Consider the following 24,127-nt stretch of genomic DNA (forward strand, 5'->3'; position numbering starts at 1 on the left):
TCTTACTATGTATTTTTAGGAAGAACTAAGAATAATGCAAGGGTTAATCCCTTGCATTATTCTACCCACCTATATAAGACATTTCAATTTTTTTCCTGTTTTTCACAGTTTCCTCTGTTCGTTCTTCTGAATATTTATCAGCACGGTTGCTCCAAATCTCAGTGATTTTCTGCTTTATCTGATAATCCGAAGCTCCTGATCGAATTAAAGCACGTAAGTCAAATCCACCTTCAGCAAACAAACACGTATAGATCTTTCCATCAGCTGAAATTCGAGCTCTTGTACAATTCCCACAAAATGTATCAGAAACCGATGAAATGATTCCAATTTCTGTGTCCGTTCCTTGATATCTATATCTAGTGGCTACCTCACCAAGATAGTCTTTCTCTACTTCTTCTAAAGGTGCGATTTTAGAAATCTCTTCCAACAGTTCTCTTTTCGTCACGACTTGAGAAAAATCCCATCCATTCGTCTGACCGACATCCATAAATTCGATAAAACGTAGCGTGATGTTTTTTTCCTTACAATAAGCTGCCAGTTTCACAACTTCACCGTCATTAACATTTTTTCTTACTACCATATTAATTTTCACTTCTAGACCAGCAGATAAAGCTGCTTCTATCCCTTTTAGTACAACTGTGGATGTGACGTTTCTTCCATTCATTTTTTGAAAAATCGTAGTATCTAAAGCATCAAGACTGACATTTACCCTCAAGAGTCCGGCTTCTTTTAATGCCTTCGCTTGTTTTACCAAATAGACACCGTTTGTAGTCAAGCCGATGTCTTCAATTCCTTTTATTGTAGCTAACCGTTTAATGAGATGGGGAACATTTTTTCGAAGCAGAGGTTCACCACCTGTTAATCGAATCTTTTTGACTCCTAAGCATGTAAATTGCTTTGCTAATCTTTCAATTTCGTCGAATGAGAGAAGTTCTTCTTCTCTCATAAACACATAATCTTCACCGAATACTTCTGATGGCATGCAATAGGAACAGCGGAAATTACACTTGTCCATTATCGAAATACGCAAATCTTGTAATGGTCGCAGGTACTTATCACTTATATCTTTCATTTCCATTCACACCCCTTCCCATTAGTTCATTTCCATATTCAGTGTTTTTTGGAACGATTCATTGTATAGTTATAATTAATCATTCTAACATAAAAAGGAAGGGTGAATTAATAGTATGCATCATTTAACTAATTCCAATTGTGTAAATATTGCAATATTAACGATTTCTGATACTAGAAATTTTGAAAACGATCGCAGTGGACAAACGATTAAATCCCTACTTGAATCTAAAAATCATCAAATAATCGATTATAAAGTGGTAATTGATGAACTCCCACTGATTCAAACAATTATAAAAGATTGGGTTGCTGATTCAACCATACAAACAATCATCTTAAATGGTGGAACTGGTTTCTCTCCAAGAGATGTTACATATGAAGCTATAACAGAATTGTTAAATAAAAAAATGGATGGATTTGGCGAACTTTTTCGGATGTTAAGTTACGAGGAAATCGGGCCAAAAGCGTTATTCAGCCGCGCGGTTGCTGGAAATATTGGTACAACGGCGATTTATGCTCTACCAGGTTCAACAAATGCCGTTAAACTTGCTATCAACAAGCTTATTCTACCTACCCTCCCCCATTTTGTAGAGGAGTTAGTAAAAAAATGAGAGTAGTTGGGGTTATTTTAGCAGGAGGACAGTCTTTGCGCTATGGGAAAGCAAAGATGTTTGAGCTTTATAAAGGCCTACCCTTTTATCAACACAGTGTAAATGCCCTTAATAATAGTAGTAGCATTTCATCCATTTATATTGTAACCAATGAGCTACTTGCCTCTTCTTTTGACGACAGTGTAGCTTCAATTCTAATCGAAGAACAAAAACACAATGGACCCCTACATGCTTTAACTCATGCGCTTGAATCGATTGAAGATGCCGATTGGTTCTTTGTCTTAGCAGCTGACATTCCCTTTGTTACATCAAAACTCGTTCGTTCGCTAATCAATTACACAGACAATTTCACTGTTGATGCGATTATACCAATAGCCGGAGAAAAAGAACAACCATTGCTCGCTCTTTATCATAAACGCTGCTTGCCTGTTGCGCAGGAGATTCTCTCTCAGAACAAAAAAAGCATGAGACCTCTTTTACAACAAGTAAATGTAAAATGGGTCCAATTTCCTGATAATCAAAGAGAATTTATCAATATTAACAACCAGGAAGATTGGAAGAGAGAGCAAAAGTAACTAATTGCATGAGATTTTAATTAATTGCAATAAAGTCATTAATAATTGCACAAGATCTCAAATATATACACAAAACACAATATAACCACTAAACTTGGTAAGCTCAACTTAAACAACGCATCAATAAGTATCGATGCGTTGTTTTGGGGATGTTTTTTAATATGGATCTGATGGATGACTGATATCTTGAGCCTGTTGAACAGCTTCTTCCGTTTTCGTTGATCCTATTGGACCTGATTCCATTTCTTTCTTTTTTGCAGCTAAACCTTCCTTGACTCGCTTGCCATACTCAGGATCAGCATTAGTAAAGTTCTCAACCATTTGATCTTTAATTACCTTCGCACATGGAGCCAATGCATTAACTAAGTTTTTAATTAACTCTTCACGCTCAAAATCAGAAAATCTGCGATACGTCTCTCCTGCTTGACCAAAATTATTGGTCCGATCAATAGTCTCACGCTTAAGTTCTCCCTCAACATACGGCGTATGCTCTTTTCCAGGGTTTTTCGCTTCTTTCAAGCCACCCAATGTTGAAGGCTCATAGTTCACATGTGGATTTTGATGTGGGCCCTTGTCTACTTGATATTCCATTTGCCCACCACGTTGATTAGTTGCAACATTTTTTTTCGGTGAGTTAATTGGTAGTTGTAGATAATTAGAGCCAACACGATAGCGCTGTGTATCAGAATAAGAAAACGTTCTTCCTTGTAATAATTTATCATCTGAAAAATCTAAACCATCAACCAGTACCCCTGTTCCAAACGCAGCTTGTTCGACTTCTGCAAAGTAATCTTCTGGGTTTTTATTTAAAACCATTTTTCCAACTGGCTGCCAAGGAACAACTTCCTTATACCAAAGCTTAGTCGGATCAAGTGGATCAAAGTCTAATTCCGGATGATCATCATCGCTTAAAATTTGCACAAAAAGCTCCCACTCTGGATATTCACCTTTTTCAATGGCCTCATATAAATCCTGAGTAGCATGGTTAAAATTCTTTGCTTGAATTTCATCTGCTTCCTCTTGAGTCAAGTTACGAATTCCTTGCTTTGGTTCCCAATGGTACTTAACAAGAACTCCTTTCCCTTCTTTGTTTACCCATTTATATGTATTAACTCCCGAACCTTGCATCATTCGGTAGTTCGCTGGAATACCCCAAGGCGAGAACAAGAAAGTAACCATATGTGTGGCTTCAGGTGAATTGGATACAAAATCAAAAATACGTTCGCCATCTTGGATGTTCGTTACAGGATCTGGTTTAAAGGCATGTACAAGATCTGGGAATTTTAATGGATCGCGAATAAAGAATATCTTCAAGTTATTACCAACTAAATCCCAGTTCCCATCCTCTGTGTAAAACTTAACCGCAAACCCTCTTGGATCACGTAATGTCTCTGGCGAATGTCCACCATGTACAACAGAAGAAAAACGAACAAAAACCGGCGTTTGCTTGCCTTTTTCTTGAAATAGTTTCGCCCTTGTATACTTAGACACTGGTTCTTCTCCAACTGTCCCATACGCCTCAAAATAACCATGTGCCCCAGCACCACGTGCATGAACGACTCGCTCTGGAATACGCTCACGATCAAAATGACTAATCTTCTCTAAAAAGTCATAGTTTTCTAACGTAGTTGGACCGCGATTCCCAACTGTACGGACATTCTGATTATTGGTTACGGGATGTCCTTGTCTGTTCGTCAGGGTATCTTCAGTTTGATTCGTCTTGTTTAAATCTTTATCGTCTTTCAAGGTATTCCCTCCTTTTCTATCTCAGTTACCAGTTATGTCCGTCAGTGGAAGTATCAAAACACAACTCAAAAAAACAATATTAAAACGTGGCACCCGTAACCCGTAGCTAGTAAATGAACATCACCTAATCACAAGCATGTAACCTTCTAAACTCCTACCATTTAACAAATTTATAAATATAATGCCTTCTCAAAAAGGTAATAGCATTAAAAAAGAGCTGAGGGATATACCTCAGCTCTTTAAAGATGATTACGGACCGTTCGTTTAACTACAGTTACTAATTACGCAGTTACTTATATAATATATCGTCTCTTAGTGAAGCGACTTTGCTTAAGGCGTTGTCTATATCCGCTTCATTTACTTCAAAGTGAGCAAGAGCATCATGAAGATGTTTTACAATAGCGTCGAAATGGGCTGGCTGCAGGTTCATTCCCTTGTGCACTTTTCCCATAGATTGTCCAGTATATTGATTAGGGCCACCTAACGCAAAACTAATAAATTTTGTTTGATGTTGTTTTTGTTTTTCCATATCTGTATTTTCAAAAAACTGATTAACTGTATCATCCCTGAGAACCAATTCTGAGTAAAAATAGTCCACAACTTTTGCAATTGCTTCTTCCCCACCAAGTTTTTCATAAAGTTTTTCTTCCATAAATCTTCACTCTCTCTTAAATATTTATAGTAGTATTTTCCTCAGAATCCTTGTTATTTATTCGTTATGTATTGAAAGGATCTTGTTCGATCTCTTCCTTTACGCCTTCTTCCATACAGCTGCGTACTTCTTTTTATACTTGCTGTCTTCTTCTTGATCAATTAAATCTAAGGTTTTGTTTTTAATTTCATCGTCTTTTAGTTGATCAAATAAGTTCCTAAGACCTTGAATGATATCATAACGAAACAAGGTGTGATTTTTTTCATTAGCACATTGATTAAACCGGTCAACAAGCTTATGTACAACCATTTCTTTTTGCTCTGGACCAGCTAGTCCCACTTTCCAGGTTGATTGTAGACTATGTCTAGCCGTAACAAACTTCTTGTCCATTGTCACTTCCCAAACAGCTGAAAAATCGCTCAATATCCTTTTCTCAGGATCACTTTTCGCCAAACCACAAAGAAATTGAGCAGCTCTTGACCTGTTGTGAGGGTCTGCATCTATTAAATCCTCTTTCAGTTGTCCCCAAACATCATAAGCCCAGTCTACCTTTTCTTCAGTTGCTAACATAATTTGTTGGTAGGCTTCATATTGGAGGTCTTTATCTGTTGATTTCAGGTTATCAAAATACAACTGTATTGTGGTGTTCACTTTTTGTAACTCCCTTCGTAATAGTCTAATACATAAGGCAACATAATCGCCTTAGCTCCTAATTAACTAACTAAAATTCATTTGTCCTCAATTACCATAACTATTCTAGCACAAAAAATTTCCTTTTCTAACTTTGTCATCTAATGTCCTCTATACTCGAACTAGGTACACGAGCGTATCAAATAAAATCAGAGATCAAAATAAACTGCATCGCTTGAAAAATCTTTCAAAAGAGAAATACGATGAATTAATTAATGCCTTTAGTAAACCGATTAATGATTAGTGTTAACTTACTGAAATTATAGATTTTAACGACTAACTCTTAAGAATCGATCATTAATCGCATTAAAAAAAGCAGATGTCTCGAGAACCGGTAGACGGTTCTCGAGACATCTGCTGATTATTTATCTCCATAAACGCACAAAACTCAGTGTATCGAGAGTTCATGTGGCAACACATTTTTTGTTGGTGAAGTTCATAATAATGCTTACTATCTAGATTACTTTTCATCTATTACAGTATTTTCGTTATCCTTCAAATATGGACTGGCTGGTAGATGTTGCTTCACATCACAATAACCAATTAATTGAATTCCCCTATCTTTAATAAAGTCTTTCAATTCCTTTTTCATAAACACTTCGTTATCTCCTATTCTCCCTCCTATATAGCGATTTAACGCACGACATTCAGAGGTTTCTTTTATTGAATGGAATGCAAAGTGAATCAAATTACCAGGTTCATAACTCTTAAATATCTTCTTTTCTAGTCAAGACTAACTCTAAAGCACATCGGGAGCATAGAAAAGCAGCTAACAAGTAATTTTCTTCATGCAAATGAAGCTCACTGTCATCACAAAATACCGCTAAGTCTTGGAGAAAGAGACAAATTTAATAACCTATGTATTCTTCACAAGGAAATTCACAGATTAGTTCACGTAACCCAACACGAGACGATTAGCACTCTAAAAAAATTCTCCATCTCAAACCAATTGAGATAGAGAAGGTAAACAAACTTCGTAAAATGAGTAATTTGGAACTTATTGATTAATAAAACATAGATAAGATGGAACGCCGTATGCGATGAAAGCTGCACGTCAGTCTGTCTAACAATTGGTTGTTTATGCAAGCTGTAAAGCGGGATTTATACAATTTTACTCGAATAAACATTGTGCATAGAAATTTTGTACGAGTTCGGTCTCTGATGAGACGTATGAGCTCCTTTACTCCCTTTATTTTAATCACTCTCTTGAAATTATAGGCAAGACAAATTAGATTGGTCTCAGTACCTACTGATGCCAACCCTCGTGTTAAAAAGTATGTATAGCCCCAGTGACGTTTCATCGTCCCAAAAGGATGCTCAACTATCGCAGCTCTTTGCTTATAAATATCACTTTGACTACATGTTTTTTCCGTAATCTGTTCGATCACTTCCTCGTCTTTTAATCTAGTTATCGCTCTTCCTCCTTTGGCAGAGGTGCAGGACTCTTTTTGTCCGCAAATATCGAAGCTTGTACAAGTGTAACGCCTATACTCTTTCCCATTTTGTTTTCCATTCCATTTGAAAGGTAACTCATAACCCCGACGTAAGCATCGATAACTAGGACAGGATTTTCTTCATCTACAAAGTCGTCCAACGTATTTGACAGTAAATAAATTTGATGTCTATCTTCACCTTCGATATAAGGCATACACACTCATCTCCTTTGATATAGAGATTCGACAAAAGACATCCATTTTCATGCAAAAAAACAAAAATTATTAATAATTGTTAGACAGACTGACGTACAGGTCCGTATACGGCCGTTCCCAAAGTCAGACGGTCAATGAGTATTCTTTCATTGACCGTTATGCTTTTCTGTCTCCTTGCTTATCATCCACTCTCAACACTTCTACGGTTTTCAACTGGGTTCACTGTTTATTCCATATGGAGCTCTTTGTAGACATCTGTTTCTTTGAGTGACGATAAACATTGAGGGTATTTCACACTCCTTTGGGTTCAGCCCTTCCAAGCTTTACTGGTACTATGGCTTCTGCTGAGTTCTGACAGTTCAACGGATGTTTCATACGTCCGCTTACGATAAGAATATCGCTTCTCTGTCAGACCTCCCAGGGTAAGCGCACATTCTTCCTCCCCATGTCCTTGCTTCATTTACTCTATATACCCTTTGACAGTAAGGACTTTGACTTGTGTTGTAGTCTCACCCAAGTACACCTAGCCTTATATGAAGTTCGTGTTCCTCAGACCGGAAGTTTGCTGCTCGCTTCCTTCAGATTCCACGTCACCATGGAAATCCTTGCGTTAAGCTAACCGTTACTTCTGCCTTCACGGCTCGGGACTTTCACCCTAAAGATTGCAGCCATGCTGGGCGCACAACAGTTAAAAACCACGTAGGAACTACGTGGTTTTTTGTATCTTATGGCCATTAGCGTATGGCTACTTTACTTCTAGCTGTTCACATTGTTCCATGAGCAACTCTTTTTTTAGCAACAATTGAACAAGATTTCTACTAGTTCAACTATTAACAATCTTTCCGAATTTTTCATTGTACTAACTTCTTTTATCGTTTTCTAACATTCTCTACCCTTTTGAACCTCCACTTTTTCTGTAAATCTATCAAAAACTCCAACTTCATAACAGGAAAACAAAATGAACAATATTACTTTTTTAAACAATATTTAACTTATTTTAATAAACTATCTCCCCCTATTTTGGTATGGTAAGTTATTAAATATATTAGAGACTTCGAAAAAGAGGAATACTTTTTGATTACTATTGAAAGCGTTTCATTCATCAGGTAATCGTTTTCTTATTTCCTTCTTTTTACGTTTTTTCATAAGAAAGGGGAAGAAATTTATGCTAAGCATCATTGGATTTATAACAATTTTAACGATAGTCATACTACTTCTGAAGGGACGTATTTCTCCGATCATTGGGTTAGTTCTAGTCCCCATATTAGGTGCTCTAGTAGCAGGTTTTGGGATTGCTGAAATTGGTGGCTTTTTTAGCGAAGGGATAGATCGAGTTATCAATGTTGTTATTATGTTTATTTTCGCTATTCTCTTTTTTGGGATTATGTCAGATGTAGGACTATTCGATCCTATTATTAACAAAATGATTACCATTTCTAAAGGGAATGTGATCGCCGTAGCTGTTGGGACGGTAATCATTGCCGCAATTGCACATCTAGATGGTTCAGGGGCATCAACGTTCCTCATAACAATACCAGCATTACTGCCATTATATAAACGCTTAAACATGAGCCCATACTTACTTCTTTTATTAGTAGGAACGAGTGCAAGTATCTTAAATATGCTTCCATGGGCTGGACCACTTGGACGTACTGCTGCTGTACTCGGTACCGATCCAACAGAATTATGGAGACCATTGATTCCATTACAAATTATTGGACTTGTTTTATTAGTAGGGATGGCATTTATTTTAGGATTACGTGAAAAACGCCGTATTGCTAAACAAACTGAAACAAAAGACGTTTATTTGCAGGTTGCTGCTGCCAAAGAACTAACTGTACAAGATTCACATTTGCAAGAAAAAGATCAGTCCTTAGCACGACCAAAGCTACTATGGGTTAACTTATTATTAACATTAGGGATGATCGTAATGTTAGTATGGGGAATTATCCCCGCTGGGTTTGTATTTATGATTGCTCTCAGTATCGCTCTACCTTTAAATTACCCTAAAGTTAGTGATCAAATGGATCGTATAAAAGCACATGCATCTAACGCCCTTCTTATGGCTAGTATTATCCTAGCTGCAGGATCTTTTTTAGGAATATTAAGCGGTACTGGAATGCTAGATTCGATTGCTGTTGATATGGTAAAAATATTACCAACTTTTATTATCCCTTATTTACACCTTATTATTGGTGCACTCGGTGTCCCATTTGAATTAATTTTAAACACTGATGCCTATTATTTCGCGTTACTACCAGTAGTAGAACAAATTGTTACAAGTTATGGTGTTGATACGTACTCAGCTGCTTATGCAATGATTATCGGAAATATTATTGGAACATTTGTAAGCCCATTTTCACCAGCACTTTGGTTAGCACTTGGCTTAGCAGGATGTGAGATGGGTAAACATATTCGTTACTCACTACTATGGGTTTGGGGTTTTAGTTTAGTATTATTGGCAGTTGCAATCTTTATTGGAATTATTGGGATATAAAAAAACTTCTCTTGAGTTAAATAGAACTCAAGAGAAGTTTTTTTTGTTTAAAGGTACTGATCAAACAAGCCCTTGTTACGCTCCAACTTATTTTCTAGATTGTTATTAAACTTGAATGCAAATTGTATCATTTCCGACTTCATCCTAAAAAAAAGAAACGGAAGTCAAAATAAGTCATTTATATAGCATAAAAGAAATTGGAAGTAGATTATTCTACTCCCAATTCTACATCCTTCTATTACTTAAATATTTCTTTATGCTGTTCTTGTATGGTCTTAAGTGTATCATTAATCGAGCTCTTCTTTAGATCGAGCAGATAACTGTATATACTACGTAGGGAATTCGCTTTATCATTACCGTAGAATATATGGATGATTTCTTCCGTTCTTCGATTATTTTCTTCAACTTTGTTGTCTTTGAAAATAGCTTGAATGTTTTCAAACTTTTCATAAACCACATAATAATTCATTTTTGTTTGATCTACGAAGTACTGTTTTGAATCGATTAAATTATGGATTTCCATTCTTTAACACACCTCTCTATTAGTGTACGATACAAAGTACAATAACAAATTACCATAGAGGGAGTAAAGATTGAAAGTATATGGAAATAAATTGAATACTGTCAAAAAAGTTCGTTTTGCTTATAATGTTCACGTTATAACATAACGACGCTCAGGCCTACCTACATCACCATAGATTAACTCCGCTTTTACTTGTTCGATTGCCACCAAATACTCTAAATAGCGCCTCGCCGTAGATCGACTCGCCCCTATTTCTTTTCCGACTTCCACCGCAGTAAATCCTTCTTTGTAACTTTCTCGCAGCACAGAAACGATCTTTTCAAGAGTTAGTCGATCAATACCTTTTGGAAGTACAGAAGCTTTTTGACCTTTTTCTACAACTGTTGCTGTTATTCCTCTCAAAGTATCAAGTTCCACTTGTGTCATTTCTTGTTTACTTTCAAAGCGATTCTGTTTTTCTATATAACTTTCAAGCGTTTGCTTAAGCCGATTAAAATTGATTGGTTTTATAATATAATCAAGAATTCCACCGCGTAACGTCTGTTCAATCGTTTCTACTTCTTTGGCGGCTGTAATCATAATTATGTCAATACTATGATACCTTTTACGGATATCCCACATCAGATCCAATCCTTCTACATCAGGAATATAAACATCTAATAAAATAAGATTTGGTAACACACCAGCCTCTTCAAGATAGGTACGTGCTTCATTACCTGTTTTAGCAATTCCAACAACTTGAAAGCCTTCAACCTTTTCTACAAACTGTTTATTAATATTTGCTACACGAAAATCATCCTCAATAATTAACACGTTATATAGCTTGTTTATCATTGTTACCCTCCTCCAGTTCCTTCACTTTAGGAATCGTTAAAATAAAACAAGTACCACCAAGATCACTTGATTCTAGTGTTAAATAACCGTCTAGTTCTTTTAAAATTTGCTGAACTAAAGCCAGCCCTATTCCCCGATGTGAACCTTTTTTTGTCGTAAAACCTTTTGTAAAAAACTTTTGTAGATCCCCATCAGAGATACCTAATCCACTATCTTCAATTTCAAAGAGAATCTCATGACCTATGTCAGTAAAAAAGATCGTAATATGCGGCTCATTTTCTGACTCTTTAACGGCATCACATGCATTTTCTAATAAATTTCCAAGTATCGTTACTAATCCTTCTCTTTGTTGTTCCGTTAGTGGCGAAATAAGTTCACTATTAGAATTGATCGTCATTTTAATCCCAAGTTCATGAGCTCGGTTTAGCTTTCCTAATAAAGCCGCACTCACATATGAATCTCCCACACTATGAATTAAAAAATGAATCCACTCCTGTTGCTTTTTGCTTTCTTTGTTGATAAATCCGATGGCCTCTTTGGTTTTATCTAATTGCAATAAACCTGAGATCGTATATAATTTATTTGAAAATTCATGTGTTTGCACACGGAGGGCTTCGGAATATTGTTTTACCTTAGACATTTCATCAGCAAGCTTCTCTATTTCAGTTCGATTTCGAAAAGTCGAAACAGCCCCCCTTAATTGTTGATCATAGTATACAGGAACACGATTTAAGATAAATAGCTCGTTATTTACCCATAACTCCTGATTATATTGGGCTTGTCCTGTTTCCAGCACCTCCATAATTTGTGTATGAGCTACTAAATCCTTTATATTTTTACCTTTGACTTTCTCCTCATCTATGTTCAATACTTTAGCTGCATTTTGATTACACATTGTAACACGACCTTTTTTATCGACAGCGATAATACCTTCATGGATTGACTGAAAGATCGCTTCTCTCTCTTGAAAAAGTCGTCCAATTTCATCAGGCTCAAGGCCTAAGATAGAATTTTTAACATGAAGTGAGATTAACGTTGCTCCAATGATTCCTATAAGGATACATATGATAATCCAATACCAAATTTCAGTCACATAAGTTCCAATCGTCATTTCAATATCATTAATTAAAAATCCTACTGAAACAACACCAATGATCTCTCCATCGTTTGAGAAAACAGGTACTTTCCCTCGAATAGATGGGCCAAGTGAACCAGTCGCTTCTGATACATATGATTCTCCTAAATATAACGCACGTTCATTATCATCACCGACCATTATTTTCCCTATTCGCCCATTAAGCGGATGTGAATAGCGTACCCCTTCTCGATTTCCAACAACGATAAACTCAGACTCGGTTTTTATTCGTATCGCTTCAGCAATCGGCTGAATAATTTCAGATGGATGTTCGGTAAAAAATGCTTCTTTGACCTCAGGTATTTCCGATACAGATTGGGCAACATTAAGAGCTCGAATCCCAATTTGCTCGACCAATGTTTCCGAGTACTTTGTATTTGTATACATTCCTAAAAAGACTAGCATAAGAATAATTAACGCACAGATTAGTACAATCATTTTCGTTAACAGCGTAAATCGATAGGTTGGTAGTGTATTTAATAAATGAAATTTTTTATTATTCTGTATCATAGGATGCTCCTTTCCTATCGATATTAACCTTTTGAATCTACTCAATACCTTTGCTACCCTCACAATATTTAAAGTTAACGGAATATGAGTTATCTTTCATTAAATGTATATGACTATATAGGTATCATAAACATTTTGATAATAAATTCTATTTTGTTCATTACGTTTAATTTCGTGTCCCAAGCCTCACATACTATACACCATTCGGACCATATATTTCTTCCTTGAATTTCCCCATTCGTATGCCTTTTGTTTCGGTGCTCCTAATCCGATGAGCTTCCTTACTCTTGTTTTATACTCGGTAATCTCTGCTTTTTTTTAATGCATAACTTCTGAATACTCTTGATGCTTAAATTCAGTGCGGAAATTCCGACACGTTTGTAAAAAATGACCTGTTTTAATGCATAAATTACCGTTCAATTTATACTATGAATGATAAAAGCTCTTCCACAAATAGTGAAAGAGCTTTTTACAGTCAATTCTTTGATTGTCATAGGAAGGAGCGAGCAACGGAGTGGCATCCGTAAGTCTTTACATTTTAACACTTAGATTCACTAATGGCGAAAATATTTTATGTTTCTCCATTACATCGTCGCTAAACAAATTGATGTACACCCTTACCATTTCCATTGAGGTATGTCCAAGTATCTGCTGTTGTTCAAATATACCTGCTCCGTTCTTAACGCTTAGTTTAGCAAAAGTATGTCTAAATGTGTGGCAAGAGCATCTAACTCCTTTAATACCTGCTTGTTTCCCATAAAAAGTTACTCTGTTTTGGAATTGTCTTTTTGACTTTTGTTTACCATCAAGAGTTACAAATAGAGCATCCGTTTCCATTACTCCACGTAGTTGAATGTATTTCTGTAATTGAGTTTTCATCTTTGATTGTATAGGTACTAAACGCTCTTTATATGTCTTTGTATTCCTTATGTGGAGTTTTGACTCATTCCATAGTATATCCTGTACACAAACTCCCTCTAATTCGCTCACCCGTATACCTGTTTCAAGTAGCAATAGCATAAAAGTATAATCCCTTACTCCAACAAAAGAACGCAAATTCGGTTGATTAAATAACACATGAAGTTGTTCCTTTGTAAATGTTTCAACTACCTTTCTACGGTCTTTGAGTAATTTAATATCACTCAGTGGATTATTTTTGATGTATCTTTCACGATGAAGAAAATTAAAAAATGCTCTTACGGCTCGCAAACGAGTGTTAATTGTTACTGTCTGCAATTCACTTTTTTTCATATAAAGGATAACATTTATTTTAATATGGTCTTTAGTTATATTACCTGATGATGGATCAATGTCTTGTTCCCTAAGTATTTTATAAAACACCGACAACTCATTTTTATAATATTGACTCGTTTGTAGTCTAAGATTCCTTATTTCAGAACCATCTACGAATAAAGATAAGGCTGCTTTGAAATCAATTTCCTTTACAACTTTTTGATATGTTAATAACTGGATAATTCCTCATTCGTTAATTCATTTGTTCTCTTACCATTCTCTAATCCCTCCTTATTATTAGACAGGTACGCACACGATTTTGAGTACACAAATATTTTTGTGAGAATAGTATTTGAGAGAAAACAAAAAACGCTCCTTACATAGTGTAAGAAACGTTGATATAATAGCGTTTATTTCTTTTTATAAATACCGGTGGCCGGGGTCGAACCGGCACTCCAGAAGGAACACGATTTTGAGTCGTGCGCGTCTGCCAATTCCGCCAAAGGCCCGTCACTAAAGTATTTTATTCTAAGAAGTCAATGCTAGTTATGTAATTGTCCACACGATTATTAAATACCTATGATGTATAATATCTTACCGTAAGTACGAAAAATTGCAAACAAAATTTTATGAAGTTAGCTCCATCAATACATCACTATATAGTCATTTGGATAGAACATTGGTCAAGTCAATACTTTTTTCAAATTTTTGTGGTTGTTTTTGTGACAAATTAATTGGGTGATTTCCCTTAGATACCTTAGGGTTTTGAGTTATATTTCAGAAGAAAAACCCGTAGAAAACCTCTACGGGTCATTTTTTTGCAACCATGCAGCGATCATTTTACCAATAAATAATGTTCCCTCATTCTACATGTCCAGAGTGTATGTGGCAACACATGGGGTGTTGGTGAGTATATACACATTTGGCTTATTAAGTATAACTGGTGATTAGGTTATTAGTCATCTGCATTTGTTACTACTTCATCCATAACCTTTGCTGATTCTTCTGTACCATTTTAAATGAATGAGATTAGCTCTGCGATACTCTTTGTAGATGGTTGAGATTGTTCCGCAAGTTTCTGTACTTCATCAGCTACAACAGCTGATAGTGGTGTACAAATATTCACAGAAATCATTGAGCAGATGAAAGAAATTCAAAATTCTGTGAGAGAAACATCAAGTTTAATAAATAGACTCGGTGATAAATCCAATAAATTGGCAATATTATTGGAATCATTACTCAAATTACTGATCAAACAAATTTATTAGCTTTAAACGCAGCAATTGAAGCAGCTCGAGCAGGTGAGCATGGAAAAGGTTTTTTCAGTGGTTGCAGATGAAGTCCTGAAGCTAGCTGAACAATCTAGAATCGAATATGGAAATATTCAAGAGCTGATTAGAGAAATGCAAAATGAAACAAAAAACGCTATTCTTTCAATGGAAAAGAAACAGTAGAAAAAGGTATCCTTATGGTCCATAATACAGGTGAATCATTTGAAGATATCGTCAAAGGCATTCAGACAGTATCACTTCAAACTCAAGAAGTAACAAGTACTGTAATAGAGGTAAATTATCAGTCACATATTATGGTTAAATTAATTGAAAACATAGCGCTTATTACTCAACAAACATCAGGAAGTACCCAACAAGTTGCAGCTTCAATCGAAGAGCAAACGGTATCCATGCAAGAAATATCTTCAGCGATTACTATGCTTAACAATATAACGGAAGAATTAGAAAAAGATATAAAAAGGTTCAAAATATAAAATTTTCTTTAAGAGATAAACAGACCTTTTGGGATAACCCCTTAACTTGCTTCTTTTAATAGGACTAATCGTTTTTTATAAACCACCTTTGAAATCGATATACTTAATTCATATAAGAGAATTAAGGGGGCCATGACAATAATGGCTGAAATGAAATCGGGTGGTGTTACAAGTGTTGCCACGACAGTTAAAATAACATAAGCCACTTTTCTCGTTTTCGCAAGCATAAATGGATTTAAAATACCTAATCTTGTTAGTAACATAATTACGATCGGCATCTCAAATAAGAATCCAATCGGTAACGTTAAATTTAATAAAAATTTAAAGTATTTCTCTGCCGTGTACATCGTAATAAGTTGATCTGTTGCTAAAGTGTTTAAAAATGCAAATACGCTTGGAAAAAGAACAAAATAGCCAAATGAAATTCCAACGATAAAACAGATTAATATAGAAGGTAGAAAAAAAACAACTGTTTTTTGTTCTTCCTTTGAGATCGCTGGTTTAATGAATTTCCAAATTTGAAAAAGAGCAATCGGCGTTGTCGCTATAATAGCAAACGAACCCGCTAGCACAAAATAAATCCAAAGAATATCACTTGGCCCTAAAATGGTTAATGGTTGATCTGCAGCTTTTATAATCCAGTTATAAATCTCCTCAACAAATACAAATCCAATACACATTAAGATGAGAAAAGTGACTAATACAAAAATAATCCTTTTTCTAAGTTCCTCAAGGTGACCTTCTAACTGCATTCCTGTTGTGTCCATAAGTATCACTTCCTTTTTAAAGAATAAGAAGATGTAAACAGTCGTTTACACCTTCTTATAAAGAACACTTCTGTTAGCTTTTTACATCCTTTGGTTTCGTTTCTTCTTCTGAATCTCCTGATACGAGTTCTTTAGTCGCGCTTTTGAATTCAGTTAATGTTCGACCAAAGGCTCGTCCGATTTCAGGCAGTTTAGATGGCCCAAAAATAACTAGAGCAATAACTAAGATTAACACCAACCCTGGAATTCCAATGTTGTGAAACATAGCAGTACCTCCTTTTTTTTTCATCAATTGGCTTACTTTCCGCCTTTATAAGCGACTTCCGCTTCAATCTCAATTAACCAATCAGAATGTACTAGCCCTTCTACCCCAACCGTGGAACGAGCTGTTTTCACAGAATTTTCATCTGTATTAAAATACTTAGCATAAGCTCTGAACCAACCATCATAATCAATTTTTCCGTCTAATGCAGGATCTGGTACAACGTATACACGCAGATATGTAATATCAGACATGGACAATCCTTTTCCCTCTAGATCTGCTTTAAATTTTTCCAAGATTGAAATGGCTTGAGTTTCTGTATCTCCATAGCGCTCATAAATGGTAGCGCCATTACGGTCCACAACACTCGGAACAGTCCCGCTAAAATAGAGTGTGTTATAATTATGAGGTATGGCTACCGAACTTGAAATGGATGATGCAGCACTACCAAAAAACTTTACAGCATTTCCTTTCATTAGCTCTGCTTTTTCACTACTTGCGCCTACTGTCGCCCCTACCATTAAACTAGATACTAACAATCCAGATACGACTATTTTTTTTGCTGTTTTTTTCATTGACTTTGCACTCCTCTATTATTTATTCTATTATTATGAATTATCCGACTTTTGAAGCGACACTATCACTTCCCTTTACCACTTCTTCGTGGATTGAGCTAACAGCGATTCGAGCTGATTCAAACGCACCAGACATCCAACCCGTCATATAACTTAAATGTTCTCCAGCTAAGTAAATGCGCCCTTGAGGCTTATTTAAAATGGGATAGTAGTTTCTACGATCAGAATCTGAATAAGAAGCCCAACCACCTTCGTTATACTTAATCTTATGCCAAGCTAAAGAGAAAGAAGTTTCAAACTCACTACGATACTTGTCATGTATTTTTGCTCCTTGTGCAAGGGCTTGTGCTTCCCGCTTAGCCAAGGACATATCCCCATAGGTTACGGCGTTTCTTCCAAAGTTATAATAGCCGACAAGCAAGCCTTTCTTCGTGCCATATCCAGAAGACGGATACCAAATTTGTGAGATATCCATATTGGTTGTTGTCATCCCACCATAAATTCGTTCATCTTCCCAGAAACGACTCTTGAACTGTAATCCGATTTTCCCTGTCGTAGCATACCCAATGCTTTTAATAGCATTTTGCATTTCAGATGAGAAATCAGCTTGAATGTTCTTAAGAACGGGAAGTGGGATTGTACAAATACAATAATCCCCTGCAATTTCTTTTGTCCCACCATTGCCTTTACCTTTATATACAATTCGGACACCATCACCCGTTTGTCTAATTTCCTGAACTTCAGCACCAAACGTTATTCTCCCAAGTAATTGACTTTCCAAAGCTTTCGGAATAGCGTCCATTCCTCCTACTGGCTGGAACATGAGTACTTGTTGATCAAAACTATATTCTGAAGAGATGTTATTTGCCATTTCAGATTTCAAAATATCACTTAAGGAATTAATAGAATCGAGCGTTCCTGGAGTAAGTCCTGCTCCTGGAAGTTCTTTGTAACCCCTTCTACCAGACCCTGTATAAGAGAAACTAGCATTTAAATCTCCTTCTCTTTGTAAATAACCTAATAACCTTTCAACGTCATCACTAGATAAAGGCATGTCCAATGCCGATTGATTAACGGCTTTCGCTAACATTTCGGATACATGACCACGAATATCCGCTTTAATTTCTTGTTTACGTATTTTTTTATTAGCAAGCGCACCAACTTTTTCCTGATAGTAATAAGCTGTTTCATTGGTGTTTGTAAAAACTTCTAACGGTACGCCTAATTCTCTGCAATAATCTATGGTGATATGGTGTTGTGGAATCCTAGCAGGCCCTGCGTTGAAATATTGCCCTTTTTCAAAGCGAGCCGTTTGTGCTACACCACCGATTTCAGTCTCCGTTGTCCCACCACGAACGGTCCAATTTCGCCCACCAGAGCGATCTCTTGCCTCTAAAATTTGACAGTCATATCCTGCTTTACTTAACTCGTAGGCTGCACACAATCCCGCAATGCCCGCCCCTAAAATCACTACCTTCTTGCCTATTTTCTTACCGGTTAGATCACTCTTCTTAGGTGCTTGAAAGTTTGAACTTGCTGACACTGGAGAAGCAAAAAGGCCAAGAGTATCCATTGCTCCAAAAACTGCAACGGCACCACCCACTTTTCCTACCCGATTTAAAAAGTCTCTCCTTGTTAGGCTTATCCCTTCATTACTACTTGCCACTAGCAATTCCTCCTTTTTTAGCGAATCTTATCTTGCGGTGTTCCCAAAAAAAGCATACCGCTATTTTCTTTCTAAAACTAGTAGTCTTGTAAGATAATATTCCGTAATTTTCCCTCTATTTCCATTTATAGGTTTTACTGCCCAGTTAGATTTACTTCCATAATGATGTTTATCCTAGTATAAGGAAGAGGATCGAAAGTAGAAAGGAAGAAGAATAAAAGGAGTTCTATCAAGGTATTTCACATTTTCGGAATATATTTCACGAATGACTGACTATGTAAAAAGTCTGTAGCTATTTTATTATCTAGACGATCCTTTTTTAAAAATAGAGTATGATGACCTAAAAGAAAGGTTTAGTTATTTCATCAAGGAATCTATTTTTTATGAGAGGTTAAATAGTCATTTGGTTGCATATCCTGTTTTTTCCTAGTTAGAAATAGCTGATTAAATGGCGTGTACATTAATTCGGCCTTTGTAGACCTCAGGTTCTTTTATACTATTAAAAATATTCTATCAATTATTACATAGACTTTAAGACTAGTTTTATATAGGTTCATTTAAGGATCTACGTCTAAAATACCTTGTCACCTTTTCTCCTATACTTTAAAAGTGTCATTTGACTAATCAAGAAAAGAGATTCTAGAGATTCAAGATTTACAATTTTTGTCATTTGTTCGGCGTATAAATTCACCATAATTTGCAAACATGTAAAAAACAACATATAGAACACATTGAAATGATTTTCAATGTGTTCTTGTTTCATATATAAACCAGAAAGAAATTACACATCCTCTGCTAAACGAATCCCACTAAACTGCCAGCGCTTATCTAAATGAAAGAAGTTCCGATACGTTCTTCTTATATGAGACAGCGACGTCACACAAGAACCACCTCGTAGTAGGACCATTATGAATAATAATATCAAGCTAATCACAAATAGAAAATCAAGGATCTTTAATAAAAGTTCTTGTTTTAATCATCATTTCTTTCGGTGTATTAATAAAACGACAAATACCATTACCGAAATAACATTAAACTAATACATTTCCATTTCCCCCTTTTTTCAAATAGCATAGAGGAAGAACCTACCGAATTATAAAAAAGGCATCGTGTTATACTATGCCTTTTTTCTCTGCAAACCTAATCATCTCTAATACATTGAAATAGGTTTGATTTCTAAACGTAAAAAATCTTAATCCAATTACCTTCTACTCTTAGCTTATGTTTACTATGCTAGGCGCCATTGCCGAGTTTGAACGTGATTTGATTGCCGAGAGAACAGCTGAAGGACGCGATAGAGCCAAGGCACAGGGGAAAGGGAAGGCTGAGAAGGACGTTAAGAAGGCTTTGCAGCTGTATGCTGAAAGAGAATCCAACGGTTTGAGCGTTAATGACATTGTGAGAATGACAGGTGTTCCTCGTTCTACTATATACGCTAAAGCTAAAGAGCAACGAAAAGTTCAAGTCTAAACTAGTCAGCAATTTACACTAAAAACCAGGACCAACGTCTGTCCTGGTTTAAATTACTCTTAATTAAACTCAAGCACCCGTTCGTAATATAAGGTTAGCCAGATTTTTCTGGTTGACCTTTTTCTATATGGTCTTATGATAACGGTAGTCGGGGTAGAACGTCGCACCCGTGGGACTCGATCCCGTTAGCTAAACTGTTCGCCCCCTACTTGTATGAACATGTTTCAGGCTGGTTGGGACATTGATCCCGTTTAACAAGCGAACCTATGACATTACAAGCAGCTCTAGGGGTTACCGACTAATTTATTTTCTAGGAGGAGATTCAATTATGAATCCAGTCGTTGGTCTGGATGTTTCAAAAGGAGAAAGTCAGGTTCAAGCTTTTTTGGACAAGGGAAAATCTTATCGTAAGAGTTTTAGTATTCAACATACTATTGAAGGGTTGGGGAATTTACTACTATTTCTACAAGAAGTAGAAAAATCAGCTGGTGGTCATCAACCTGCGGTCGTTTTAGAGTCAACTGGGCATTACCATACTCCCGTTATTCAGTTTTTGGAGGAACAAAATTATGTTTATATTATGGTTAATCCTCTTATCTCACATCGAGCCAAAAGTTCAAGTTTACGGAAGGTGAAAACAGATGCAGTTGATGCTTATCATCTTTGTGAGTTGTTCTATAAAGAAGAGTTAGAGCCTTATAAAAAACGAGGAATACAACTCTTAAACCTTCGCAATCTAACAAGACAACAGGAAAGTATTGCGGAAATATCAGCCAAGACTAAGTTACAGCTCCATTCCCTAATAGATCAGGTATTCCCTGAGTATAGAGGCGTATTTGGAAGTCTGTATTCAAAAGTATCATTGCTTACTCTATTGGCATTTCCAACTTCTGAGTCTGTTTTAAATGTGAGTGAAAAAGAACTAACTGAAAAAATAGCTTCGCTATGTATGAGTCGTTCAGAGGTATGGGCAAACGAAAGAGCACAAAAGTTAAGAGAAGCAGCCCTTCGTAACCCGTTTCAGAACAACCTTTACCAGAGTCACATCTTTAATCTTGAAATGTTGATTAGCATTGTTCTTCAATACCAAGAGCATCTTTCAAAGATTGCCGACGAAATAGATGCCCTCGCTAGTGAAATTGAAGAATATGAAATACTCCAATCGATCCCTGGAATCGGAGAAAAAATCGCTGCCACGATTATTTCTGAAGTTGGAGAGATAGATCGGTTTAATGATGCCAAAAAACTCGTTGCATTTGCTGGAGTCGATCCTAGTGTTTACTCTTCTGGTAAGTTTACTGCATCCGTTAATCGAATTACTAAACGAGGTTCTTGCAAGCTACGTCACGCCTTGTATATGGCTGTTCAAAGTGGTATTCGTGATGCTCGTAAAAAGAAAACGACTGATGAGATCATCGCACGCAATAAAAGACTAAGAGAGTTTTACGATAAGAAACGCGAAGAAGGAAAACCCTTTAGAGTAGCAGTGATTGCATGTGTTAATAAACTCTTACATTGGATTTACGCCTTACTAAAAAGCAGAACTACTTTCCAAGATATAGCCTAGAGACTATATCTAACTAAATACAACAAAACCTTCCAATTACAGTAGAGAGGAAGGTTATTTGGCATAAGCAATTTTAGTATATCATGTATGTTTTTATTTTTTTATTGAAAAATGTTGACAAACTATTAGCTGGTTTACTTATTTAGTAAATTCTTTCACAAAGTTAGTACAAATAGATGTTGTTTTGAATGCGTATTATCTTTGTACTACGCAGCAAATGATTCTGTTGTTTTACATCTATCTTAATTCAACATAAGCTACCGTTCGTAATATAAGGTTAGCCAGATATTTCTGATTGATCTCTTTTTATATGATTTTATCATATCGGTAGTCGGGGTAGAACGGAGCTCCCGTGGGACTCGATCCCGTTAGCTAAACTGTTCTCCCCCTACTTGTATGAACATGTTTCAGGCTGGTTGGGACATGGATCCCGTTTAACAAGCGAACCTATGACATTACAAGAAGCCTTAGGGGATACCGACTAATTTACATTCTAGGAGGAGATAGTTTATGAATCCAGTCATTGGTCTGGATGTTTCAAAAGGGGAAAGTCAGGTTCAAGCTTTTTTAGATAAAGGCAAACCATACAGAAAGAGTTTTAGTATTAAACATGATCTTGAAGGGTTGGGTAATTTACTAGTATTCCTTCAAGAAGTTGAAAAATTGACTAATGGTAACCAACCTTCAGTAGTTTTGGAGTCAACTGGTCACTACCATACTCCCGTTATTCAATTTTTAGAGGAGCAAAACTATGTATATATTATTGTGAATCCACTAATCTCACACAGAGCCAAAAGCTCAAGTCTGCGTAAGGTAAAAACAGATGCCGTTGATGCTTATCATCTTTGTGAACTGTTTTATAAAGAAGAATTAGAACCTTATAAAAAACGAGGAATACAGCTCTTAAACCTTCGTAATCTAACAAGACAACAGGAAAGCATCGCGGAAATATCAGCAAAGACTAAGTTGCAGCTTCATTCCCTCATAGATCAGGTATTCCCTGAGTATAGAGGTGTATTTGGAAGTCTGTATTCAAAAGTATCATTGCTTACACTACTGGCATTTCCAACTTCTGAGGCTGTTTTAAGTGTAGGTGAAAAAGAACTAACTGAAAAAATAGCTTCGTTATGTATGAGTCGTTCAGAGCTATGGGCAAACGAAAGGGCACAAAAGTTAAGAGAAGCAGCCCTTCGTAACCCGTTTCAAAACAACCTTTACCAAAGTCACATCTTTAATCTTGAAATGTTGATTAGTATTGTTCTTCAATACCAAGAGCATCTTTCAAAAATTGTGGATGAAATAGATGCCCTCGCTAGTGAAATTGAAGAATATGAAATACTCCAATCTATCCCTGGAATCGGAGAAAAAATCGCGGCAACGATTATTTCTGAAGTTGGAGAGATAGATCGGTTTAATGATGCCAAAAAACTCGTTGCATTCGCTGGAGTAGATCCGAGTGTTTACTCTTCTGGTAAGTTTACTGCATCCGTTAATCGAATTACCAAACGAGGTTCTTGTAGGCTACGTCATGCCTTGTATATGGCTGTTCAGAGTGGTATTCGGGATGCACGTAAAAAGAAAACGACTGATGAGATCATTGCACGCAATAAAAGACTAAGAGAGTTTTACGATAAGAAACGCGAAGAAGGAAAACCCTTCAGAGTAGCCATTATTGCCTGTGTAAATAAGCTCTTACACTGGATTTATGCCTTACTAAAAAGCAGAACTACTTTCCAAGATATAGCCTAGGAACTATATCTAACTAAATACAACAAAACCTTCCAAAAACACTTGAAAGGAAGGTTATTTAGCATGTGTAAATTCAGTATATCATGAGGTTATTAATCTTTTTATTGAAAAATGTTGACAAACTATTAGCTGGTTTCGCTGAATAAGAAAAGAACTTATTCTATTTGCAGTTGTACTTCATTTTTTTCAACTAATGATGTCACTTTGCCCATAAAAGAACCCATATCATTTCTTATTGTAATGTTCAATCCTAAACCTACATCACGAAGATACTCTCTTAACTCTATTAAGTGTTTTTTATCTTGTTGAAAAGGTACGATATCAATAAACGGGAGCAAGAGTTTAAGATTAGTGGCTGCTTCGGCATTCTCTTCCATCTAGTCTCTAAAGTAAATTAACGATTTGTTTCCAATCCGAGGGTTTTGCGATATTTTCGCAGCGAACCTTCGGATTTTTTGTATAAGAATCGGTGAAATTGTGAAGGTTGAACTTAAAACTAAAGGGAGCTTTAACGGAACAAAAAAATTAAAAAAGTGAAAAACGCTCGGATTTTCCGAGTTTTTTTGTATGTTAATTACAA

General features: G+C 36.2%; 23 protein-coding genes and 2 pseudogenes. 9 read left to right on the forward strand and 16 right to left on the reverse strand.

Translation table 11 applies throughout. The annotated features are described in order from the left end of the window. Positions 1–61: 61 nt before the first annotated feature. Positions 62–1,078, reverse strand: coding sequence for a GTP 3',8-cyclase MoaA (moaA, locus tag LDX58_RS22575; RefSeq protein WP_227939651.1), 1,017 nt, complete (start codon positions 1,076–1,078; stop codon positions 62–64). Positions 1,079–1,187: 109 nt separating this feature from the next. Between moaA and LDX58_RS22580 the strand changes: the two genes are divergently transcribed. Then, positions 1,188–1,682 (forward strand): MogA/MoaB family molybdenum cofactor biosynthesis protein, encoded by a 495-nt coding sequence (locus LDX58_RS22580; protein WP_227939653.1) that lies wholly within the window; start codon positions 1,188–1,190, stop codon positions 1,680–1,682. Further along, positions 1,679–2,257: a molybdenum cofactor guanylyltransferase gene (gene mobA, locus LDX58_RS22585; RefSeq protein WP_227939655.1), complete on the forward strand. Its 579-nt coding sequence runs from the start codon at positions 1,679–1,681 to the stop codon at positions 2,255–2,257. The genes LDX58_RS22580 and mobA overlap by 4 nt, the downstream gene beginning before the upstream one ends. A 156-nt stretch (positions 2,258–2,413) precedes the next feature. Here the strand turns inward: mobA and katX are convergent, their stop codons facing one another. The 6 genes and pseudogenes from katX to LDX58_RS26185 form a co-directional block, all read right to left on the reverse strand. Further along, positions 2,414–4,003 carry a catalase KatX gene (katX, locus tag LDX58_RS22590; RefSeq protein WP_227939658.1) on the reverse strand — a complete coding sequence of 530 codons (1,590 nt, stop codon included), beginning with the start codon at positions 4,001–4,003 and terminating at the stop codon, positions 2,414–2,416. A 289-nt stretch (positions 4,004–4,292) separates the two neighbouring features. Next, positions 4,293–4,655, reverse strand: a complete 363-nt coding sequence (locus LDX58_RS22595) for a group I truncated hemoglobin (RefSeq protein WP_227939660.1) — start codon at positions 4,653–4,655, stop codon at positions 4,293–4,295. A 99-nt stretch (positions 4,656–4,754) separates the two neighbouring features. After that, positions 4,755–5,306 carry a hypothetical protein gene (locus LDX58_RS22600; RefSeq protein WP_227939662.1) on the reverse strand — a complete coding sequence of 184 codons (552 nt, stop codon included), beginning with the start codon at positions 5,304–5,306 and terminating at the stop codon, positions 4,755–4,757. A 499-nt stretch (positions 5,307–5,805) separates the two neighbouring features. Continuing rightward, positions 5,806–5,943 (reverse strand): hypothetical protein, encoded by a 138-nt coding sequence (locus tag LDX58_RS22605; RefSeq protein ID WP_227939664.1) that lies wholly within the window; start codon positions 5,941–5,943, stop codon positions 5,806–5,808. A 406-nt stretch (positions 5,944–6,349) separates the two neighbouring features. After that, positions 6,350–6,826: pseudogene (locus tag LDX58_RS22610) on the reverse strand (transposase); the annotation flags it as partial. Continuing rightward, positions 6,754–6,993: a hypothetical protein gene (locus LDX58_RS26185; protein ID WP_265416809.1), complete on the reverse strand. Its 240-nt coding sequence runs from the start codon at positions 6,991–6,993 to the stop codon at positions 6,754–6,756. The gene LDX58_RS26185 and the pseudogene LDX58_RS22610, both read right to left, overlap by 73 nt. Positions 6,994–8,159: 1,166 nt before the next feature. On the opposite strand from LDX58_RS26185, the gene LDX58_RS22615 reads away from it, so the two are divergent. Next, entirely contained in the window at positions 8,160–9,491 is a 1,332-nt protein-coding gene (locus LDX58_RS22615) for a CitMHS family transporter (RefSeq protein WP_227939667.1), read from the forward strand. Between the two features lie 238 nt (positions 9,492–9,729). On the opposite strand, the gene LDX58_RS22620 is transcribed toward LDX58_RS22615, so the two are convergent. The 4 genes from LDX58_RS22620 to LDX58_RS22635 all read right to left on the reverse strand — a co-directional run bounded on the left by LDX58_RS22620 (position 9,730) and on the right by LDX58_RS22635 (position 13,930). Then, positions 9,730–10,014, reverse strand: a complete 285-nt coding sequence (locus LDX58_RS22620) for a hypothetical protein (RefSeq protein WP_227939669.1) — start codon at positions 10,012–10,014, stop codon at positions 9,730–9,732. A gap of 129 nt (positions 10,015–10,143) precedes the next feature. After that, a complete protein-coding gene (locus LDX58_RS22625; protein WP_265416810.1) occupies positions 10,144–10,848 on the reverse strand; it encodes a response regulator in 705 nt (234 codons plus the stop codon). Further along, the gene (locus LDX58_RS22630; protein WP_227939671.1) at positions 10,829–12,493 is read right to left on the reverse strand and encodes an ATP-binding protein; all 1,665 of its coding nucleotides are present in this window, start codon (positions 12,491–12,493) and stop codon (positions 10,829–10,831) included. Before LDX58_RS22630 ends, LDX58_RS22625 begins: the two co-directional genes overlap by 20 nt. Positions 12,494–13,024: 531 nt before the next feature. Further along, on the reverse strand, positions 13,025–13,930 hold the full coding sequence (locus LDX58_RS22635) for a tyrosine-type recombinase/integrase (protein WP_227939716.1): 906 nt from the start codon (positions 13,928–13,930) through the stop codon (positions 13,025–13,027). Positions 13,931–14,969: 1,039 nt separating this feature from the next. On the opposite strand from LDX58_RS22635, the gene LDX58_RS26860 reads away from it, so the two are divergent. The 3 genes from LDX58_RS26860 to LDX58_RS22645 are packed head-to-tail and all read left to right on the forward strand — an operon-like array spanning position 14,970 to position 15,491. Further along, positions 14,970–15,065, forward strand: coding sequence for a methyl-accepting chemotaxis protein (locus tag LDX58_RS26860; RefSeq protein WP_372459281.1), 96 nt, complete (start codon positions 14,970–14,972; stop codon positions 15,063–15,065). Further along, positions 15,034–15,180, forward strand: a complete 147-nt coding sequence (locus LDX58_RS26310) for a methyl-accepting chemotaxis protein (protein ID WP_289623536.1) — start codon at positions 15,034–15,036, stop codon at positions 15,178–15,180. Before LDX58_RS26860 ends, LDX58_RS26310 begins: the two co-directional genes overlap by 32 nt. Positions 15,181–15,194: 14 nt before the next feature. Then, the gene (locus LDX58_RS22645; protein ID WP_227939673.1) at positions 15,195–15,491 is read left to right on the forward strand and encodes a hypothetical protein; all 297 of its coding nucleotides are present in this window, start codon (positions 15,195–15,197) and stop codon (positions 15,489–15,491) included. 41 nt (positions 15,492–15,532) lie between these two features. Here LDX58_RS22645 and tatC read toward each other — a convergent pair whose 3' ends face one another. From tatC to LDX58_RS22665, 4 genes are all read right to left on the reverse strand, one after another. Continuing rightward, positions 15,533–16,258, reverse strand: coding sequence for a twin-arginine translocase subunit TatC (gene tatC, locus LDX58_RS22650; RefSeq protein WP_227939675.1), 726 nt, complete (start codon positions 16,256–16,258; stop codon positions 15,533–15,535). Between the two features lie 73 nt (positions 16,259–16,331). After that, positions 16,332–16,523 (reverse strand): twin-arginine translocase TatA/TatE family subunit, encoded by a 192-nt coding sequence (locus LDX58_RS22655; RefSeq protein WP_227939677.1) that lies wholly within the window; start codon positions 16,521–16,523, stop codon positions 16,332–16,334. A 32-nt stretch (positions 16,524–16,555) separates the two neighbouring features. After that, positions 16,556–17,095 (reverse strand): RidA family protein, encoded by a 540-nt coding sequence (locus LDX58_RS22660; protein ID WP_227939679.1) that lies wholly within the window; start codon positions 17,093–17,095, stop codon positions 16,556–16,558. A 40-nt stretch (positions 17,096–17,135) separates the two neighbouring features. Then, positions 17,136–18,761: a flavin monoamine oxidase family protein gene (locus LDX58_RS22665; RefSeq protein WP_308017598.1), complete on the reverse strand. Its 1,626-nt coding sequence runs from the start codon at positions 18,759–18,761 to the stop codon at positions 17,136–17,138. Between the two features lie 1,218 nt (positions 18,762–19,979). Between LDX58_RS22665 and LDX58_RS22670 the strand changes: the two are divergent. The 3 genes and pseudogenes from LDX58_RS22670 to LDX58_RS22680 all read left to right on the forward strand — a co-directional run. After that, positions 19,980–20,231: pseudogene (locus LDX58_RS22670) on the forward strand (recombinase family protein); the annotation flags it as partial. A 328-nt stretch (positions 20,232–20,559) separates the two neighbouring features. Continuing rightward, positions 20,560–21,798 carry an IS110 family RNA-guided transposase gene (locus tag LDX58_RS22675; protein ID WP_227939681.1) on the forward strand — a complete coding sequence of 413 codons (1,239 nt, stop codon included), beginning with the start codon at positions 20,560–20,562 and terminating at the stop codon, positions 21,796–21,798. Between the two features lie 510 nt (positions 21,799–22,308). Further along, positions 22,309–23,547 carry an IS110 family RNA-guided transposase gene (locus LDX58_RS22680; RefSeq protein WP_227939683.1) on the forward strand — a complete coding sequence of 413 codons (1,239 nt, stop codon included), beginning with the start codon at positions 22,309–22,311 and terminating at the stop codon, positions 23,545–23,547. A gap of 155 nt (positions 23,548–23,702) precedes the next feature. Here the strand turns inward: LDX58_RS22680 and LDX58_RS22685 are convergent, their stop codons facing one another. Beyond that, positions 23,703–23,924 carry a hypothetical protein gene (locus tag LDX58_RS22685; protein WP_227939692.1) on the reverse strand — a complete coding sequence of 74 codons (222 nt, stop codon included), beginning with the start codon at positions 23,922–23,924 and terminating at the stop codon, positions 23,703–23,705. Positions 23,925–24,127: the final 203 nt, after the last annotated feature.

Origin of the sequence: Alkalihalobacillus deserti (genome assembly GCF_020734105.1) — a bacterium.
GTDB lineage: Bacteria > Bacillota > Bacilli > Bacillales > Bacillaceae_D > Halalkalibacter > Halalkalibacter deserti.

Coding starts and splice junctions, on each gene's coding strand:
- LDX58_RS22620 (WP_227939669.1), bottom strand. CDS start 10,014: ATGGAAATCCATAATTTAATCGATTCAAAACAGTACTTCGTAGATCAA.
- LDX58_RS22615 (WP_227939667.1), top strand. CDS start 8,160: ATGCTAAGCATCATTGGATTTATAACAATTTTAACGATAGTCATACTA.
- LDX58_RS22655 (WP_227939677.1), bottom strand. CDS start 16,523: ATGTTTCACAACATTGGAATTCCAGGGTTGGTGTTAATCTTAGTTATT.
- LDX58_RS22630 (WP_227939671.1), bottom strand. CDS start 12,493: ATGATACAGAATAATAAAAAATTTCATTTATTAAATACACTACCAACC.
- LDX58_RS22645 (WP_227939673.1), top strand. CDS start 15,195: ATGGTCCATAATACAGGTGAATCATTTGAAGATATCGTCAAAGGCATT.
- LDX58_RS22595 (WP_227939660.1), bottom strand. CDS start 4,655: ATGGAAGAAAAACTTTATGAAAAACTTGGTGGGGAAGAAGCAATTGCA.
- LDX58_RS22660 (WP_227939679.1), bottom strand. CDS start 17,095: ATGAAAAAAACAGCAAAAAAAATAGTCGTATCTGGATTGTTAGTATCT.
- LDX58_RS26185 (WP_265416809.1), bottom strand. CDS start 6,993: ATGCCTTATATCGAAGGTGAAGATAGACATCAAATTTATTTACTGTCA.
- LDX58_RS22625 (WP_265416810.1), bottom strand. CDS start 10,848: ATGATAAACAAGCTATATAACGTGTTAATTATTGAGGATGATTTTCGT.
- LDX58_RS22680 (WP_227939683.1), top strand. CDS start 22,309: ATGAATCCAGTCATTGGTCTGGATGTTTCAAAAGGGGAAAGTCAGGTT.
- LDX58_RS22580 (WP_227939653.1), top strand. CDS start 1,188: ATGCATCATTTAACTAATTCCAATTGTGTAAATATTGCAATATTAACG.
- mobA (WP_227939655.1), top strand. CDS start 1,679: ATGAGAGTAGTTGGGGTTATTTTAGCAGGAGGACAGTCTTTGCGCTAT.
- tatC (WP_227939675.1), bottom strand. CDS start 16,258: ATGGACACAACAGGAATGCAGTTAGAAGGTCACCTTGAGGAACTTAGA.
- LDX58_RS26310 (WP_289623536.1), top strand. CDS start 15,034: ATGGAAAAGGTTTTTTCAGTGGTTGCAGATGAAGTCCTGAAGCTAGCT.
- moaA (WP_227939651.1), bottom strand. CDS start 1,078: ATGGAAATGAAAGATATAAGTGATAAGTACCTGCGACCATTACAAGAT.
- LDX58_RS22685 (WP_227939692.1), bottom strand. CDS start 23,924: ATGGAAGAGAATGCCGAAGCAGCCACTAATCTTAAACTCTTGCTCCCG.
- LDX58_RS22675 (WP_227939681.1), top strand. CDS start 20,560: ATGAATCCAGTCGTTGGTCTGGATGTTTCAAAAGGAGAAAGTCAGGTT.